Source organism: Actinoplanes sp. NPDC051405 (genome assembly GCF_055586185.1).
In genome coordinates, this window is sequence record NZ_JBVJIR010000023.1 from 102,029 (window position 1) to 117,520 (window position 15,492).

The 15,492-nt window shown below is 71.2% G+C and carries 16 protein-coding genes; 8 read left to right on the forward strand and 8 right to left on the reverse strand.

Annotated elements, in window-relative coordinates:
* Window positions 1-138 precede the first annotated feature (138 nt).
* A complete protein-coding gene (locus tag ACZ6S4_RS38190; protein WP_465479567.1) occupies window positions 139-1,578 on the forward strand; it encodes a cell division protein PerM in 1,440 nt (479 codons plus the stop codon).
* A gap of 318 nt (window positions 1,579-1,896) precedes the next feature.
* On the opposite strand, the gene ACZ6S4_RS38195 is transcribed toward ACZ6S4_RS38190, so the two are convergent.
* On the reverse strand, window positions 1,897-2,169 hold the full coding sequence (locus tag ACZ6S4_RS38195; protein WP_433725015.1) for a DUF4190 domain-containing protein: 273 nt from the start codon (window positions 2,167-2,169) through the stop codon (window positions 1,897-1,899).
* Between the two features lie 164 nt (window positions 2,170-2,333).
* Here ACZ6S4_RS38195 and purN point away from each other — a divergent pair, with 164 nt between their 5' ends.
* From purN to mdh, 4 genes are all read left to right on the forward strand, one after another.
* The gene (gene purN / locus ACZ6S4_RS38200) at window positions 2,334-2,951 is read left to right on the forward strand and encodes a phosphoribosylglycinamide formyltransferase (RefSeq protein WP_465479568.1); all 618 of its coding nucleotides are present in this window, start codon (window positions 2,334-2,336) and stop codon (window positions 2,949-2,951) included.
* Complete coding sequence (gene purH, locus ACZ6S4_RS38205; protein WP_465479569.1) at window positions 2,948-4,507, forward strand: bifunctional phosphoribosylaminoimidazolecarboxamide formyltransferase/IMP cyclohydrolase; 1,560 nt, start codon at window positions 2,948-2,950, stop codon at window positions 4,505-4,507. The genes purN and purH overlap by 4 nt, the downstream gene beginning before the upstream one ends.
* Window positions 4,507-5,100: a pentapeptide repeat-containing protein gene (locus ACZ6S4_RS38210; protein ID WP_433725019.1), complete on the forward strand. Its 594-nt coding sequence runs from the start codon at window positions 4,507-4,509 to the stop codon at window positions 5,098-5,100. The genes purH and ACZ6S4_RS38210 overlap by 1 nt, the downstream gene beginning before the upstream one ends.
* Before the next feature lie 100 nt (window positions 5,101-5,200).
* Window positions 5,201-6,151 (forward strand): malate dehydrogenase, encoded by a 951-nt coding sequence (mdh, locus tag ACZ6S4_RS38215; protein WP_360817909.1) that lies wholly within the window; start codon window positions 5,201-5,203, stop codon window positions 6,149-6,151.
* Window positions 6,152-6,197: 46 nt separating this feature from the next.
* Here mdh and ACZ6S4_RS38220 read toward each other — a convergent pair whose 3' ends face one another.
* Window positions 6,198-6,767 carry a Uma2 family endonuclease gene (locus ACZ6S4_RS38220; RefSeq protein WP_465479570.1) on the reverse strand — a complete coding sequence of 190 codons (570 nt, stop codon included), beginning with the start codon at window positions 6,765-6,767 and terminating at the stop codon, window positions 6,198-6,200.
* Window positions 6,768-6,835: 68 nt separating this feature from the next.
* Window positions 6,836-7,633: an MBL fold metallo-hydrolase gene (locus tag ACZ6S4_RS38225; protein ID WP_465479571.1), complete on the reverse strand. Its 798-nt coding sequence runs from the start codon at window positions 7,631-7,633 to the stop codon at window positions 6,836-6,838.
* Window positions 7,634-7,761: 128 nt separating this feature from the next.
* On the opposite strand from ACZ6S4_RS38225, the gene ACZ6S4_RS38230 reads away from it, so the two are divergent.
* Window positions 7,762-8,976 (forward strand): NADP-dependent isocitrate dehydrogenase, encoded by a 1,215-nt coding sequence (locus ACZ6S4_RS38230; protein ID WP_360817900.1) that lies wholly within the window; start codon window positions 7,762-7,764, stop codon window positions 8,974-8,976.
* Between the two features lie 557 nt (window positions 8,977-9,533).
* Here the strand turns inward: ACZ6S4_RS38230 and ACZ6S4_RS38235 are convergent.
* The gene (locus ACZ6S4_RS38235) at window positions 9,534-10,172 is read right to left on the reverse strand and encodes an FMN-dependent NADH-azoreductase (protein ID WP_465479572.1); all 639 of its coding nucleotides are present in this window, start codon (window positions 10,170-10,172) and stop codon (window positions 9,534-9,536) included.
* Window positions 10,173-10,296: 124 nt separating this feature from the next.
* On the opposite strand from ACZ6S4_RS38235, the gene ACZ6S4_RS38240 reads away from it, so the two are divergent.
* Window positions 10,297-10,806 (forward strand): MarR family winged helix-turn-helix transcriptional regulator, encoded by a 510-nt coding sequence (locus ACZ6S4_RS38240; RefSeq protein ID WP_465479573.1) that lies wholly within the window; start codon window positions 10,297-10,299, stop codon window positions 10,804-10,806.
* A gap of 3 nt (window positions 10,807-10,809) precedes the next feature.
* Here the strand turns inward: ACZ6S4_RS38240 and galT are convergent, their stop codons facing one another.
* The 4 genes from galT to ACZ6S4_RS38260 all read right to left on the reverse strand — a co-directional run bounded on the left by galT (window position 10,810) and on the right by ACZ6S4_RS38260 (window position 14,631).
* The gene (galT, locus tag ACZ6S4_RS38245; protein WP_465479574.1) at window positions 10,810-11,901 is read right to left on the reverse strand and encodes a galactose-1-phosphate uridylyltransferase; all 1,092 of its coding nucleotides are present in this window, start codon (window positions 11,899-11,901) and stop codon (window positions 10,810-10,812) included.
* Window positions 11,898-12,674 carry a DeoR/GlpR family DNA-binding transcription regulator gene (locus ACZ6S4_RS38250; protein WP_465479575.1) on the reverse strand — a complete coding sequence of 259 codons (777 nt, stop codon included), beginning with the start codon at window positions 12,672-12,674 and terminating at the stop codon, window positions 11,898-11,900. The genes galT and ACZ6S4_RS38250 overlap by 4 nt, the downstream gene beginning before the upstream one ends.
* A 92-nt stretch (window positions 12,675-12,766) precedes the next feature.
* Complete coding sequence (locus tag ACZ6S4_RS38255) at window positions 12,767-13,681, reverse strand: glycosyltransferase family 2 protein (protein ID WP_433725035.1); 915 nt, start codon at window positions 13,679-13,681, stop codon at window positions 12,767-12,769.
* Entirely contained in the window at window positions 13,681-14,631 is a 951-nt protein-coding gene (locus tag ACZ6S4_RS38260; protein ID WP_465479576.1) for a sulfotransferase, read from the reverse strand. The genes ACZ6S4_RS38255 and ACZ6S4_RS38260 overlap by 1 nt, the downstream gene beginning before the upstream one ends.
* A gap of 62 nt (window positions 14,632-14,693) precedes the next feature.
* On the opposite strand from ACZ6S4_RS38260, the gene ACZ6S4_RS38265 reads away from it, so the two are divergent.
* Complete coding sequence (locus ACZ6S4_RS38265) at window positions 14,694-15,476, forward strand: WecB/TagA/CpsF family glycosyltransferase (RefSeq protein WP_465479577.1); 783 nt, start codon at window positions 14,694-14,696, stop codon at window positions 15,474-15,476.
* The last annotated feature ends 16 nt before the right edge of the window (window positions 15,477-15,492 follow it).

The following is a 15,492-nucleotide window of genomic DNA, read 5'->3' on the forward strand; positions in this document are numbered from 1 at the left end:
GGAGCGGTCGTTTCGGGTGGTTTGCCGTCGGCTTGGTCCGCACAGGCGTTCGGTTGCGGGGCTTTCCGGCGGTCGATGTGCGGCGCGTCGCCGTTTCTGCGTCGCCGCAGGCCGTCCGGCGTGGAAAAGTAGGCCGCGATGCCGACCACCCCCGACCGTCGCGACGGTCGACCCGCCGGCTCGGAGGACCAGTTCGAGGCCGCCGAGGCCGTTCACCTTGCCGCCCGCGAGACGGTCACGGTGCGCCCGTCGGCACCCGAGCGCCCCACGGTCCGGGTCGACCCGGGCGACCGCGCCACCGTGCGGATCGGTCCGGGCAACCACCAGACGGTCAAGCTCCCCGGCCAGCGCCGCCCGCCGCCCGGCCCGGGCCGCGCCCCGCTGCCGGTGGCGGCCGCCTTCGCGACCTGCTGGGCCGCCCTGGTGTCGTACGTGCCGGTGGCCGCGGTCATCGGCATGGCCCGCACGCTCGAGGGTCAGGGTGGCCTGGGCGGTGCCGCGCACGCCGGGCTGGCCGGCTGGCTGCTCGGCCACGGCGTCCCGATCGGCACCTCGATCGGCCCGCTCGCCCTGGCGCCGCTGCTGCTCACCCTGCTGGCCGGCTGGCGCCTCAACCGCGCCGGCCTGCACGTCATCCGCGCCATCGGCGCCCGCCGCAGCGGCTCACCCCGGGTCGCCCTGCTGGTCGCGGGCATGATCGGCATCTGGTACGCGCTGCTGGGCGCCCTGGCCGCGGTGCTCGTCAACGGCAAGGGCACCGAAGTGTCCGCGAGCCGGGCGGCATTCCACTTCTTCCTCGCCGGACTGGTGTTCTCCCTGATCGGCACGCTGCGCAGCACCGACGCACTGGTCGTGACGGCCCGCCGCATCCCACCGGCGCTGCGCCACGGCCTGCGCACGGGCGTCGTGGCGGCGCTGCTGGTGCTGGCGGCCGGGGCTGCCTTCGCGGGCCTGTCCGTGGCGGTCGGCGGGGGACAGGCGGCGGACATGATCTCGGCGTACCGGACCGGGGTGGCCGGGCAGGCCGGGATCACCCTGGTCAGCCTGGCGTACGGGGCCAACGGCGTGATCTGGTCGGCGGCGTACCTGCTGGGGCCCGGTTTCCTGCTGGGCGCCGACTCCGCCGTACGGGTGACCGAGGTGACCCTCGGCCCGCTGCCGACCGTGCCGCTGCTGGCCGGCCTGCCGGACGGCCCGATGGGCGCGAGTGGCGCGGCACTGCTGGCGGTGCCCGTGCTGGCGGCGATGGCGGCCGGCTGGCTGCTGACCCGCCGGCTGGTGAACCTGCATCACGTGGTCGACGGGCACCTGGTGCACGGGCGCACTCCGGGCGACCCGGCGCCGGTCGAGCCGAGCTGGTCGCTGGTGCTCGGCGCGGCGGCCCTGTCCGGCCCGGTGGCGGGTCTGGTGCTGGGCCTGCTGTCGTGGATGTCGGGCGGGTCGCTGGGCGACGGCCGGCTCTCCGAGATCGGCCCGGTCCCGTGGCACGTCGCCCTGATCGCGACGATGGTGGTCACGGTCTCGGCCTGCATCGGCGCGGCGGCGGGCCGCGCGTTCCGCGCACCGGCCCGCAGCTGAGCCGGCTTCCGGCGGGCCGCGCCTTCCGCGCCCCGGCCCGCAGCTGAGCCGGCTTCCGGCGGCAGCCCGCCGGGACGCGCGGAGGGCGCCCGGTCCGGCGCTGCGCCGACCCCGGCCAAAAACCCGCGGAGGGCGCCCGGCGCTGCGCCGACCCCGGCCAAACCCGCGGAGGGCGCCCGGCGCTGCGCCGGCTCCCGGCCAAACCCGCGGAGGGCGCCCGGCCCGGCGCTGCGCCGACCCCGGCCCAAGACCCGCCGGATGCGCGAAGGGCGCCCCGGCCGGTGCCGGGACGCCCTTGCGGTGGTGCCGCTCAGATCGTCAGGAGTTCGACGACATGAGGTCGCCCAGCGCGCCGGTGGCGGCCAGGATGATGTTGATGATCAGCGCCAGCACGATGACACCGAAGGTCACGTAGGCGAGCGTGGGCTTCTTGCCGACCTTGCGGGCCTCGAGCAGGCTCAGCACGCCGAAGACGATGCCGAGGGGCCAGCAGCAGAAGGCGAAGACGATGCCGAGGACGCCCCAGAGCGTCACCTTGTCGTTGCCCGGCGCTGCGGGCGGCTGCTGACCGTAGTAGGGCGGTGGCGTCACGGGCGAATCCTCCAGATAAATCCGCGCAATGCGGTGATGTGCAAACCGGGCGCACGTGGACCATCACGTGAGCGGCCCGCAGCCTAACCGATGATCAGCGGTTTCCGCTGTCCTCGAAACGACCCGTTTGCCGTCGTCAGCGGCCACGGCGATAGGGTGCTCGGGTGACAGACCCCGCGCCCGCCCGCCTGGTCGTCCTCGTCTCCGGCTCCGGCAGCAACCTGCAGGCCCTCCTCGACGCCGCCGCGGATCCCGCGTACGGCGCGAAGGTCGTGGCCGTCGGCGCCGACCGGGACGGCATCGCCGGGCTCGACCGTGCGGCCGCCGCCGGTGTGCCGACGTTCGTCGACTCCGTCAAGGCCTATCCGACCCGCGACGACTGGGACGCCGCCCTGACCGCCCACGTGGCCGAGCACAAGCCCGACCTGGTCATCTCGGCCGGCTTCCTCAAGCTGGTCGGCCAGGACTTCCTGGCCGCCTTCGGGGACCGCTACGTCAACACCCACAACGCGCTGCTGCCGTCGTTCCCGGGCATCCACGGCCCGCGCGACGCCCTCGCCTACGGCGTGAAGATCGCCGGGGCGACGCTGTTCTTCGTCGACGCCGGTGTCGACACCGGCCCGATCATCGCCCAGGTCAGCGTGCCCGTGCTCGACGACGACACGGAAGAGACGCTGACCGAGCGGATCAAGGAAGCCGAGCGCCGGCAGCTGGTCGAGTACGTCGGCCGGCTGGTGCGCGAAGGCTGGACCATCACGGACAGGAAGGTCTCCATCCCATGACCGTCGAGGACGGCCGCCGGCCGATCAAGCGGGCCCTGCTGAGCGTGTACGACAAGACCGGCCTGGTCGAGCTCGCGCAGGCCCTGCACGCCGCCGGGGTGCAGGTGGTCTCCACCGGCTCCACCGCGTCGACCGTCGAGGCCGCCGGGGTTCCGGTGACCCGGGTCGAGGAGCTGACCGGTTTCCCGGAGACGCTGGACGGCCGGGTCAAGACGCTGCACCCCAAGGTGCACGCCGGCCTGCTCGCCGACCTGCGGCTGGAGACCCACGCCGCGCAGCTGTCCGAGCTGGCCATCGAGCCCTTCGACCTGCTGGTCAGCAATCTGTACCCGTTCACCGAGACCGTGGCGTCCGGCGCGACCGTGGACCAGTGCGTCGAGCAGATCGACATCGGCGGGCCGGCGATGGTCCGTGCGGCGGCCAAGAACCATCCGTCCGTGGCGGTGGTGACGGCCGTGGCGGCGTACCCGTTGATTTTGGACGCCCTGCGCGACGGCGGTTTCACGCTGACGCAGCGCAAGCTGCTCGCCGCTCGCGCCTTCGCCGACATCGCCGAGTACGACGTGGCGGTGGCGAACTGGTGCGCGACGACGCTGGCGCCCTCGGAGTGGCCGGAGTTCGCCGGGCTCGCGCTCAAGCGCGAGAGCGCGCTGCGCTACGGCGAGAATCCGCACCAGCAGGCCGCGCTCTACCTCGACCCGAACGCGCCCGCCGGGCTGGCCCAGGCCGTGCAGCTGCACGGCAAGGAGATGTCCTACAACAACTATGTCGACGCGGACGCCGCCTGGCGCTCGGCCAACGACTTCACCGAGCCCTGCGTGGCCATCATCAAGCACGCCAACCCGTGCGGCATCGCGGTCGGCGCTGACGTCGCCGAGGCGCACCGCAAGGCGCACGCCTGTGACCCGGTGTCGGCGTTCGGCGGGGTCATCGCGGTCAACCGGCAGGTGACCGTGGAGCTGGCCCAGCAGCTCGACGGCATCTTCACCGAGGTCATCGTCGCGCCGTCGTTCACCGAGGAGGCGCTCGCGGTCTTCCGCGAGAAGAAGAACCTGCGCGTGCTCGTGGCGCCGGCCTGGAACCCGCCGCCCGCGGAGATCAAGCAGATCGGCGGGGGCGTGCTGGTGCAGATGTCAGACCGCATCGACGCCGAGGGCGACGACCCGGCGGGCTGGACGCTGGCCACCGGCGAGGCGGCCACCGCCGAGGAGCTCGCGGATCTGGCCTTCGCCTGGCGGGCGATCCGCTCGGTGAAGAGCAACGCGATCCTGCTCGCGCACGACGGCGCGACCGTCGGCGTGGGCATGGGCCAGGTCAACCGGGTCGACTCGGCGCACCTCGCGGTGAACCGGGCCGGCGCGGACCGGGCCAAGGGCAGCGTGGCCGCGTCCGACGCGTTCTTCCCGTTCCCGGACGGCCTCGAGGTGCTGATCGCCGCGGGCGTCAAGGCGGTCGTGCAGCCGGGCGGCTCCATCCGCGACAACGTGGTCATCGAGGCGGCCGCGAAGGCCGGGATGACCGTCTACCTGACCGGTACGCGGCACTTCTACCACTGATGGACGTCGTCCGGAACGAGACGTTCGCGGGCCAGGACTGGGCCCTCGCCGAAGTGGAACGCGCACACTACGAGGACTGCGCGTTCCACGACGTCGACTGGTCCGAGGCGAAGCTGACCGGGTGCACGTTCACGCACTGCGAATTCGGCAACGTGCGCTTCAACGCCGCCGAGCTGAACGCCTGCGCGATCACCCAGTCGGTGCTGCGGCGCTGCTCGTTCTTCGACGCCACCGTGACCGGTTGCAAACTCACCGGCTCGCAGTTCCTCGACTGTGGACTACGGCCGCTGACCATCGACGGCGGCGACTGGGGTTTCGTCTCGCTGCGCGGGCAGAACCTCACCGCCGCCAAGCTCGGCGGGCTGCGGCTGCGGGAGGCCGACCTCACCGGCGCCGACCTGACCCGGGCCGACCTGCGCGGCGCCGACCTGTCGCACGCCCGGCTCAAGGACGCCGTTCTGAAGGGCACCGACCTGCGCGGCGCCGACCTCGACGGGGTCGCGCTGCACGGCCTCCGACTGGACGGCACCAAGATCGACATGGCCCAGGCGGTGCAGTTCGCGACCGCGTACGGCGCCAAGGTCAGCGCCTGAACAGTGGTTTACCTCGCCCCGGGCGGCCCTGCCCGGTAATGCGCCGTTAACCGACTGATACGGTCCGGAAAAAGCGTCCCGCCGACTGGGAGTGAGAGACATGGGCAAGAAGGTCACCGTCGTAGGCGCCGGTTTCTACGGGTCCACGACCGCACAGCGTCTGGCCGAGTACGACATCTTCGAGACCGTGGTGCTCACCGACATCGTCGAGGGCAAGCCCGAGGGCCTCGCGCTCGACCTGAACCAGTCCCGCCCGATCGAGGGCTTCGAGACCAAGGTCGTCGGCGCCACCACCGGCCCCAACGGCGAAGGCTACGAGGCCATCGAGGGTTCCGACGTCGTCGTGATCACCGCCGGCCTGCCCCGCAAGCCGGGCATGAGCCGGATGGACCTGCTCGGCGTCAACGCCAAGATCGTCCGCCAGGTGGCCGAGAACGTCGCCAAGTACGCCCCCAACGCCGTCGTCATCGTGGTGTCGAACCCGCTGGACGAGATGACCGCGCTGGCCCAGATCGCCACCCAGTTCCCCAAGAACCGGGTGCTCGGCCAGGCCGGCATGCTCGACTCGGCCCGCTTCACCAACAACGTGGCCGAGGAACTGAAGGTCCCGGTGAGCAGCGTCAAGACGCTGACGCTGGGCTCGCACGGCGACACCATGGTGCCGGTGCCGTCGAAGTCCACGGTCAACGGCAAGCCGGTCGCCGAGCTGCTCCCGGCCGACAAGGTCGAGGAGCTGGTCACCCGCACCCGCAACGGCGGCGCCGAGGTCGTGGCGCTGCTCAAGACCGGCTCGGCGTACTACGCCCCGTCGGCGGCCGCGGCCCGGATGGCCCGCGCCGTCGCCGAGGACTCCGGCGCGGTCATGCCGGTCTGCGCGTGGGTCGACGGCGAGTACGGCATCTCCGGCGTCTACCTCGGCGTCGAGGCCGAGATCGGCGCGGAGGGTGTGAAGCGGGTCGTCGAGACCGACCTCACCGAGAGCGAGCTGGCCGGCCTCAAGGAGGCCGCCGAGGCCGTCCGCGCCAAGCAGGCGGACGTCGCTTCGCTCTGATGATCGTCAGGAAGGCCGGGGCCGTTGGTCCCGGCCTTTCGCATGGTCAGAAGTTGCGGGGGCGCAGCTTGGCGACGGTAATTTCCAGCTGCCACGGGCTTTCGACGCTGATCACGTCGGTGAAGGTGCCCGACGGCTCGTACGCCTCCGCTTCGCGGTTGAGCCGGTACGTCTGCACGGAGATCCCGCCATCGGTCTCGACCAGCCAGAAGTTGGCGATGCCGGCCTTCGCGTACAGGGCCGGCTTGAGTACCCGGTCCACGCTCTGCGAACCCGGCGAGACGATCTCCACCGCCAGCACGACCTCGTCCGCCGTGAAGCTGCCGGACTGTCGGCGGGCCGCCTCGAACGTGGTGACCTGCACATCCGGGATGAACATCCGGCGCGAACTGAGTTCCACGTCGTTGGCCTGGCTCACGAAGAGGTCGTCCGGGCAGGTCTGCTCGAGCGCGACACCGAGACGCATGGCGATGACCTGGTGGACGCTGGTCGGCGAGGGGGACACGTGCAGGGCTCCATCGATGAGCTCGCGGCGGACGCCGTCATCGGGCAGGGCATGGAGGTCGTCGACGGTCCAGCCGTCCACGGGCGGCAGCCCGCTGAGCGCGGCGGTCATGGGAACCCCCTCCACTTCAGGCGCGACTTCAGTCGCATCATACGTGAGCTGAGGGAGGGGCCAGACCGTCATTCCCAGGTACGGCAGTACGGCTGACCCAGGTGCGACACCGCCAGCCACGAGCCACGGGTGGTGGCCGCGGTGAGCGCCGCCTCCCGGCTCTTGCGGGCGAGCTGCGCGTCCATGTCATGCCCGTAGGCCAGGGCCGGATCCACCAGCTGCACCGCGTGCACCAGCAGGTCCCCGGTCACCAGCACCGACTCGCCGCCGCCGGAGACCAGCACCGACTGGTGTCCGGGGGTGTGCCCGGGCGTGGAGATGATCCGTACGCCCGCGCCCAGCTCGGCGTCACCCTCGACCACCTGCAGCCGCCCCTGGTCCCGCAGCGGCCGCAGCAGCGCGTCCTGCTGGCGTGCGGCGGTGAAGGCGTCGACCTCCGCGCGCTGCACGATGACCCGGGCGTTGGTGAACGGTGAATCCGCCGGGACGGCCCAGCCGATGTGATCGGTGTGGAGGTGGGTCAGCACGATCGCCTCGACGTCCGCGGCCTCGATCCCGGCCGCCGCCAGTTCGTCCGGCAGGTGCCCGGGTACGGGAGCCCAGTCGGCGGCGAGTGAGTGGGCCGGCCCGATCCCTGCGTCGACGAGGGTGACCGGGCCGCTGTCGCCGTACCGGATCGCGAAGCTCCGGAAGCGCAACCACCAGCGGCCGTCCGCGGTCCGCGCACCCGGATCGCGCTCGTCGGCGGCGGCCCACTGCTCGGCCGTGGCGTCCGGCAGCGCGTCCTCGCGCCGGTCGAAATGCGGCCCCTCGGCGTCCTGCAACGCGACGACGGTGAGCGGGCCGATCTTCCGGATGGCAGACATCCCGCCATTCTGGCGGCGTGGGCCGGCTCGTGCGAGAGGGTTAGGGCGAGGCCGGGAGGCGATCTTCCACCGACCTGCAGTACGCTCGTACTGCTAGAAGCACGTGTCCCGGAGAGGAGCGCCGGTCGATGGCGAAGATCAAGGTCAACAACCCGGTCGTGGAGCTCGACGGCGACGAGATGACCCGGATCATCTGGAAGCAGATCCGCGAGCAGCTGGTGCTGCCGTACCTCGACGTCAACCTCGAGTACTACGACCTGTCGATCCAGTACCGCGACGAGACCGACGACCAGGTGACCATCGACGCGGCCAACGCGATCAAGCGGCACGGCGTCGGCGTCAAGTGCGCGACGATCACCCCGGACGAGGCCCGCGTCGAGGAGTTCGGCCTCAAGAAGATGTGGCGCTCGCCCAACGGCACGATCCGCAACATCCTCGGCGGCGTCGTCTTCCGTGAGCCGATCATCATGTCCAACGTCCCGCGGCTGGTGCCGGGCTGGACCAAGCCGATCATCATCGGCCGGCACGCCCACGGCGACCAGTACAAGGCCACCGACTTCGTGACCCCCGGCCCCGGCAAGCTGACCGTCACGTTCACGCCCGAGGACGGCTCCGCGCCGATGGAGTTCCACGTCGCGGACTACCCGGGCGGCGGCGTCGCGATGGCGATGTACAACTACGACGACTCGATCCGCGACTTCGCGCGCGCCTCGTTCCGGTACGGCCTGGCCCGCAACTACCCGGTCTACCTGTCGACGAAGAACACGATCCTCAAGGCGTACGACGGCCGGTTCAAGGACCTGTTCGCCGAGATCTTCGAGACCGAGTTCGCCGACCAGTTCAAGGCGGCCGGCCTCACCTACGAGCACCGCCTGATCGACGACATGGTGGCCGCCGCCATGAAGTGGGAGGGCGGCTACGTCTGGGCCTGCAAGAACTACGACGGTGACGTGCAGTCCGACACCGTGGCCCAGGGCTTCGGCTCGCTCGGCCTGATGACCTCCGTGCTGATGACCCCGGACGGCAAGACCGTCGAGGCCGAAGCCGCGCACGGCACGGTCACCCGGCACTACCGGCAGTGGCAGAAGGGCGAGAAGACCTCGACCAACCCGATCGCCTCGATCTTCGCCTGGACCGGCGGCCTCAAGCACCGCGGTCTGCTGGACAGCACCCCGGCGGTCACCGAGTTCGCCGAGACGCTGGAGAAGGTCTGCGTGGAGACGGTCGAGGGCGGTCAGATGACCAAGGACCTCGCGCTGCTCATCTCGCGGGACGCCCCCTGGCTCACCACGGACGAGTTCATGAACGCCCTGGACGAGAACCTGGCGCGCAAGCTCGCCTGAGCTCGTACCCGATAAAGCACGAAGGCCGCCGCGCACTTGCCGGCGGCCTTTTTGCGCGGCTTGAAGCTCGCAAAACGGATGTTTAGGGCGGGTTTTGCGGGGTATGGCGCGTAACCCCTGCGTGGGCCGGTCGTTTTCCTGGATAGAACGGATGACGGTCGCGTCGCGCTTCTGGTCGCCCGCCGGTCCGGCCGCCTTGTCCCGGGCGCCGACCGGTTCTGGAAGCAGCGCGCGATCAGTGGGCGAACGCCCGCCGTCCCTTCCCCGCGGGGGGCCTCGTCCCAGGCCCCCCGCGCCCTCTCTGCTAAATGGCCTCGCTCCGCTCGGCTGGCACTTCGCCCCAAGAGCGGTCGGCGCCGAGGACACCAAAACAGGCCACGGCAAAGGGCGCCTAGCCTGTTTTGGCGCCCTCTCTGCTAAATGGCCTCGCTCCGCTCGGCTGGCACTTCGCCCCAGGGCGGTCGGCGCCGAGGACACCAAAACAGGCCACGGCAAAAAGCGCCTAGCCTGTTTTGGCGCCCTCGACACCGACGGGCGAAGTGCGGGTTTGGTTGCGGTTACTTCACGCCGAAGGCGCGGCCTGCTTCGACGGCTGCGCTCAGGGCCTGCTGGTGGAGTTGGGTGGCCAGGTCGCGGAGGGAGTCGAGGGCTGGGTTGACGCCGGCCAGGGTGAGTTCGCGTTCTACGACCGTCAGGTTGGCGCCCCACTGCTCGGTGAGCATGCGGTGGAGGTACGGGGTTGAGTAGTCCCAGCCGTGTTTGGGGGTGCCCGGGCCGTAGGCGCCGCCGCGAACGGTGGCCAGCACGACCGGCTTGCCCGGGATCAGGCCTTCGGGGGCGCGTACGCGGGGGTCGGTCATGATCAGGTCGAACCAGGCCTTGAAGTGCTGGGACACGCCCCAGTTGTAGAGCGGCACGGCCAGCAGCACGGCGTCCGCGTTGACCAGTTCGTCGGTGAGGGTGGTGGCCAGCTTCACCGCGTTCGCCTGCTCGGCGGTGTGCTGCTCGGGCGGGACGAAGCCGGCGCCCACCGCATGTCCCCACGCGTCGGCGGGCAGCACGTCGACGCCGATGTGCCGACGCTCGACCTGGTCGCCCGGGTGTGCGGCCAGCCACTCCTGCTCGACGAGGTCGGCGATCTCGCGGCTCGCCGAGCCCTCGACCCGGATGCTGGCGTCCAGCCGGAACAACGTCATAGTTCGTCCCCTTTGTAGATTATGACTTCACGCTTGAAGTCAACGATGACGCGCTTCAAGCGTGAAGTCAACCGTGAAGTGACGTACGTCAAGTTGGCTGATCACGGCCGGTAGGCTGCATCCTGTGGAAGGCCGGAACGAACCCCAATGGCTGTCGCCCGACGAGAACGACGCCTGGCTTGCCCTGTCCTGGCTCATGTTCCGGCTGCCGAGCGCGTTCGACGCCCAGCTCCAGCGGGACAACGGCATCTCGTTCTTCGAATACCTGGTGCTGGCCGGCCTGTCCATGTCGCCCGGCCGGCGGCTGCGGATGAGCGTGCTGGCACAGTTCGTGAACGGCTCGCTCTCCCGGCTGTCCAACGTGGTCAAGCGCCTGGAGCAGCGGGGCTGGGTCTTCCGTGAGCCCAGCGCCGAGAACGGCCGGTTCGTCGAGGCGGTGCTCACCGACACCGGCTGGGACATGGTCGTGGAGGCCGCGCCCGGCCACGTCGCGGCGGTCCGGCGCTACGTCTTCGACGTGCTGCGCCCCGAGCAGGTGGCCGAGCTGCGCGACATCGGCCGCCAGGTGGCCCGGCAGGTCGCCCCCGACCACGGCTGGCCGCCGAGCGCCCCGAGAAACGTCGTGGCCGACTGAAACTTAGAGCGCCTCGCGGAGACGCTGGGCGGCCGCTTCCGGGACGATGTCGTTGACGAACGCACCCATCGCCGACTCCGAGCCGGCCAGGTATTTCAGCTTGTCCGCCGCCCGGCGGATGCTGAACAGCTGCAGGTGCAGGTAACCCAGCTCGCGGCCCTCGCCGACCACCGCCTGGTGCCAGGCCGAGATGTAGGGCATCGGCTTGCCGAAGAGCGCGTCGAAGCGGCGCAGCACGTCCAGGTACAGCGGCCCGAAGGCGTCACGTTCCGCGTCGCTCAGGGCCGGGATGTCGGCGACCTGCCGGTGCGGGGCCAGCTGCACCTCGTACGGCCAGCGGGCCGCCGCCGGGACGTACGCCGTCCAGTGCTCGTTGGACGCCACCACGCGGACCTGGGCCTTCTGCTCCGCGGCCAGCACGTCGGCGTACAGGGTGCGGCCGCCGGTGTGCTCGGCGTGCTTGCGCGCCGCCCGCAGCATGGCCTCGGTGCGCGGCGGCACCGTCGGGTACGCGTAGATCTGCCCGTGCGGGTGGCTCAGCGTCACGCCGATCTCGATGCCGCGGTTCTCGAACGGGAACACCTGGGCGATGCCCGGCAGCGCCGACATCTCGGTGGTCCGGTCGGCCAGCGCGTCGAGCACCGTGCGGACCCGGGCCGGCGGCAGCGTGCCGAAGGAGCTGTTGTGGTCGCTGGTGAAACAGACGACCTCGGTGCGCCCGATGCCCGGCTGGACCGGGACCATGTCGGTCAGCGCGGTGATCTCGTCCGGCTTGACCCGGTCGCTGAAGGACGGGAACTGGTTCTCGAACACCACCACGTCGTAGTCCGGCGCGGGGATCTCGCTGGCGAACTCCGGCGTCGACGGGCACAGCGGGCACTTGTCGCTCGGCGGCAGGAAGGTGCGGGTCTGCCGGTGCGCCGCGACCGCCACCCACTCGTCGACCAGCGGGTCGTACCGCAGCTGGGAGGTCGGCGGCGGGGGCGGCAGGTGCCGGGTGTCCGGCCACTTGGCGCGGTCGGCGTCCGGGGTCTCGTCGAAGTAGATGAGCTCGCGGCCGTCGGAGAGCCGGATCGCAGTCCTCTGGGAGATCATTGGGCGCTTACCACCATCAGCTCGTCAACCATTTCCACCAGGACCGCACGTGCGGCCTCGTCCAGTTGGTCATCCGTGATCACCACGTCGGCGCGGTCCAGCGGCACGATCGAGGAGATGCCCACGGTGCCCCACTTGGTGTGGTCGGCCAGCACCACGAGCCGCTCAGCCGCCTCCACCAGCGCCCGGTTGACGTCGGCCTCCATGAGGTTCGGCGTCGTGTAGCCGGCCCGCTCGCTCATCCCGTGCACGCCCAGGAACAGCATGTCCAGGTGCAGGGTGCCGATCGCGGCGACCGCCACCGGCCCGACCAGCGCGTCCGAGGGCGTACGGGTGCCGCCGGTCAGCACCACGGTCTGGTCCGGGCGCCCGGCGCGGTAGAAGACGTCGGCGACCGGGATGGAGTTGGTCACCACGGTGAGCGCCGGCACGTCGACGAGCCGCTGGGCCAGGCCCGCGGTCGTGGTGCCGGCGGACAGCGCGATGGCGTCACCGGGGGAGACCAGGGCGGCGGCGCGCATGGCCATCGCCGCCTTCTCGGCGCGCTGGCGCACCGACTTCGCCGCGAAGCCCGGCTCGTGGGCCGAACCGGGGCTCACCGTGGTCGCGCCGCCGTGTACCTTCGCCAAGAGGCCGCGGTCGGCCAGGGTCTCCAGGTCGCGGCGGATCGTCATGTCGGAGACGCCGTACTCGCTGGCCAGTTCGCTGACGCGGACGCCGCCGGCGGCCCGGACCCGGTCCAGGATCGCCGCCTGGCGCTGCTGCGCGAGCATCAGCACTCACCGTCGCTACGACGGGATAACCGCACGAATTCGAACACGTGCGAACACTACCCGCTGAGCGGGTGTGCGCAAAAGGTGGTGTGTCAGATACCTCGGCCCCGCTTGTGCAGCGCCGACAGCACGTTCTCCACCTTCACCGCGCCGGTCATGGCCGCGAGGGCGATCGCCGTCCGCGGCTCCTTCCAGTTGGCGCGGACCGCCTCCTTGCTGAACTGCCACGCCTGACTGCGGTTGCCGGTCGCGGCCGACCAGCACGCGAGCTGACCGTAGACGCGGGCCGCGCCCGGGCCGCAGCCGCTGATCTCCGGGTGGCGTTGCATCATCCAGCGCAGCGACGAGATCTTGGTGGCGTACTCGTAGGCGTAGTGCGAGGTGCGGCCCCACAGGACCCGGACCAGCGGCTCGTCCAGGTGCACGATCGGCGCGCGGCGGGCCGCCCGCAGCAGCATGTCCCAGTCCTCGTTCTGGCTGCCCGGCGCGTCCTCGGCGACCAGCCCGATCGCGGACTCGGCGAGCGCGTCCCGGCGGATCAGGAACGACGACGAGTGCAGCATCGCCATCCGGGAACGGGCCAGCTCGTCGACCGTCACCCGGCTGCGCCCGGCCAGCCGCGGGGTGGTCCGGCCCTCGTACTCGACCTCGATCGCGCAGGTTGCCATCTCCGAGTCGGGCTCGGCCACCAGGGCGGCCACCTGGCGGCGCAGCTTGTCCGGCGCCCACTGGTCGTCGTCGTCGCAGAAGGCCACGAACTCGCTGTCCAGCGCCAGGATGCCGGTGTTGCGGGCGCCGGCCAGCCCGGAGGTGCGCCAGTTCGTCAGGACCAGCACCTGGACGCCGTCGGTGGAGGCGAGCAGGTAGTCGGGCTCGGTCTGGTCGTAGACCACCACGATCTTCAGCTCACCCGGGTAACGCTGGGCGCGTACCCCGGCGATCGCCTTACGGAGCAGTTCGGGACGGTTGCGGGTGGGGATCACGACACCGACGGACGGCCAGTTCATCACGCCTCCTGGGGAACTTCTGCGGGGTTGAGCGGGTAGCCGTACGCGCGCAGCATCGGGGCGCACACCGCGCCGACCAGCCGGCGCTGGCCGCTGGGCAGTGCGCGTACCCAGGCGTCGTCGCGGCGCAGCGGCAGCCGGCCGACGCTGAAGCGCATCGGGTTGCCGGCCGCGCTGTGGCCGACCCGCAGGTCGGCGTAGCCGTCGCCGAGGAAGCCGAGGTCGGCGTCGGTGACCGGGACGCCGGCGTACTCGGCGAGTTCGCGCAGCGCGGCCCGCGGGTCGGTGAGGAACTGCTCGTAACGAATCCGGCGGACCGGCACGCCGCGGCGCGAGAGCAGGCCGAAGGCCGCGTTGTGCGCGTTCCACAGCAGGGCCGAACGGCCGGGGGAGTAGCGCGTCATCTCCTCGCTGCCGTCCGTCTCCGGCCGGGTGACGGTCTTGGTCCACGAGTACGCGACCCCGCGCGCGTCCCGCACCACGTGCACGACCCGCAGGTCGACGTCGTCGGCCCAGCGCAGCACGTGCGCCAACGCACTGTGCTTGGAGGAGTCGACGACCACCTGGGCCCCCGAGACCGCCGCGGCCGCCGAGTAGACCCGGGCGTAGAAGCTCGCGTACTCGCGGACGTCGGCGCGCTGGGCCGGCGGCAACTGGGCGCCGGCCAGGCGGGGGATGTGCCGGGTGCGCTCGACCGCGTCGCGCAGCGCGTGCACCCGTTCGACGTCCACATTGCCCCAATGGCCGAAGGCGCGTTCGCCGACGCGCTTCCAGAACGTGCAGGCCGAGAAGCGGGCGCCGCAGCCGCAGCGCTCGTCGTCGCGGATGTCGCGTTGCCAGAGGTGGACGATCTCGCCGAGCGAGCACACGGAGGGCAGCTCGCCGAGGAGGCGCTCGACGAGCGTCGTTCCGCTTCGTCCTAATCCACCCAAATAAAGAACCCGTGCCACTTTGGCCCACCTTCGCTCGTTTCGCTCCTATAACGAGCGAACAAGGGTGAAGGAGGCGTCGCATGACAATCGAGGCATTCGACCGGGTGCATCTGGACGGCACGGGATTCGACCGGATCACCGAGGAGGAGGTGGTGGCCGTCGTCCGCGAGGCCATCGATGCGGGCCGGGGCGGCCGGATCCTGACCCCGAACGTCGACATCCTGCGCCAGGCCCAGGTGGACAGCGAGGTCCGTGGTTACCTCGACGACGCCGACCTGGTGGTCGCCGACGGCATGCCCCTGGTCTGGGCCAGCAAGCTGAGCGGCACCCCGCTGCCGGAACGCGTCGCCGGCAGCAGCCTTATCTGGTCGCTGTCGCGCGGCCTGGCCCACGACCGCCGATCGATCTTCGTCGTCGGTGGCACGCCGGCGGCCGACGGGACCAAGGACGGTGCCACCCGGGCCGCCGACCGCCTGGCGGGTGAGTGCCCGGGGCTGCGGATCGCCGGAACGCTGTGCCCGCCGTACGGCTTCGAGCGCGACGAGGAGTCCTACGCCGACCTCTGCCGCAAGGTGGCCGGGGCGGAACCGGACCTGGTCTTCGTCGGGCTGGGCTTCCCGAAACAGGAGGGCGTGATCACCCGGCTGCGGGCCGAGCTGCCGCGGGCCTGGTTCATCGGCTGCGGCGCGGCGGTCAACTTCGTGGCCGGTGACGTCGAGCGGGCGCCGCGCTGGATGCAGAAGACCGGCCTGGAGTGGGCCCACCGCCTGGGGACCGACCCGGGGCGGCTGGCCGGGCGCTACCTCAAGCACGATGCCCCGTACGCGATGCGGCTGCTGGCCGGCGCCGCCGCACGCCGATGACCCGGACACACCCGCG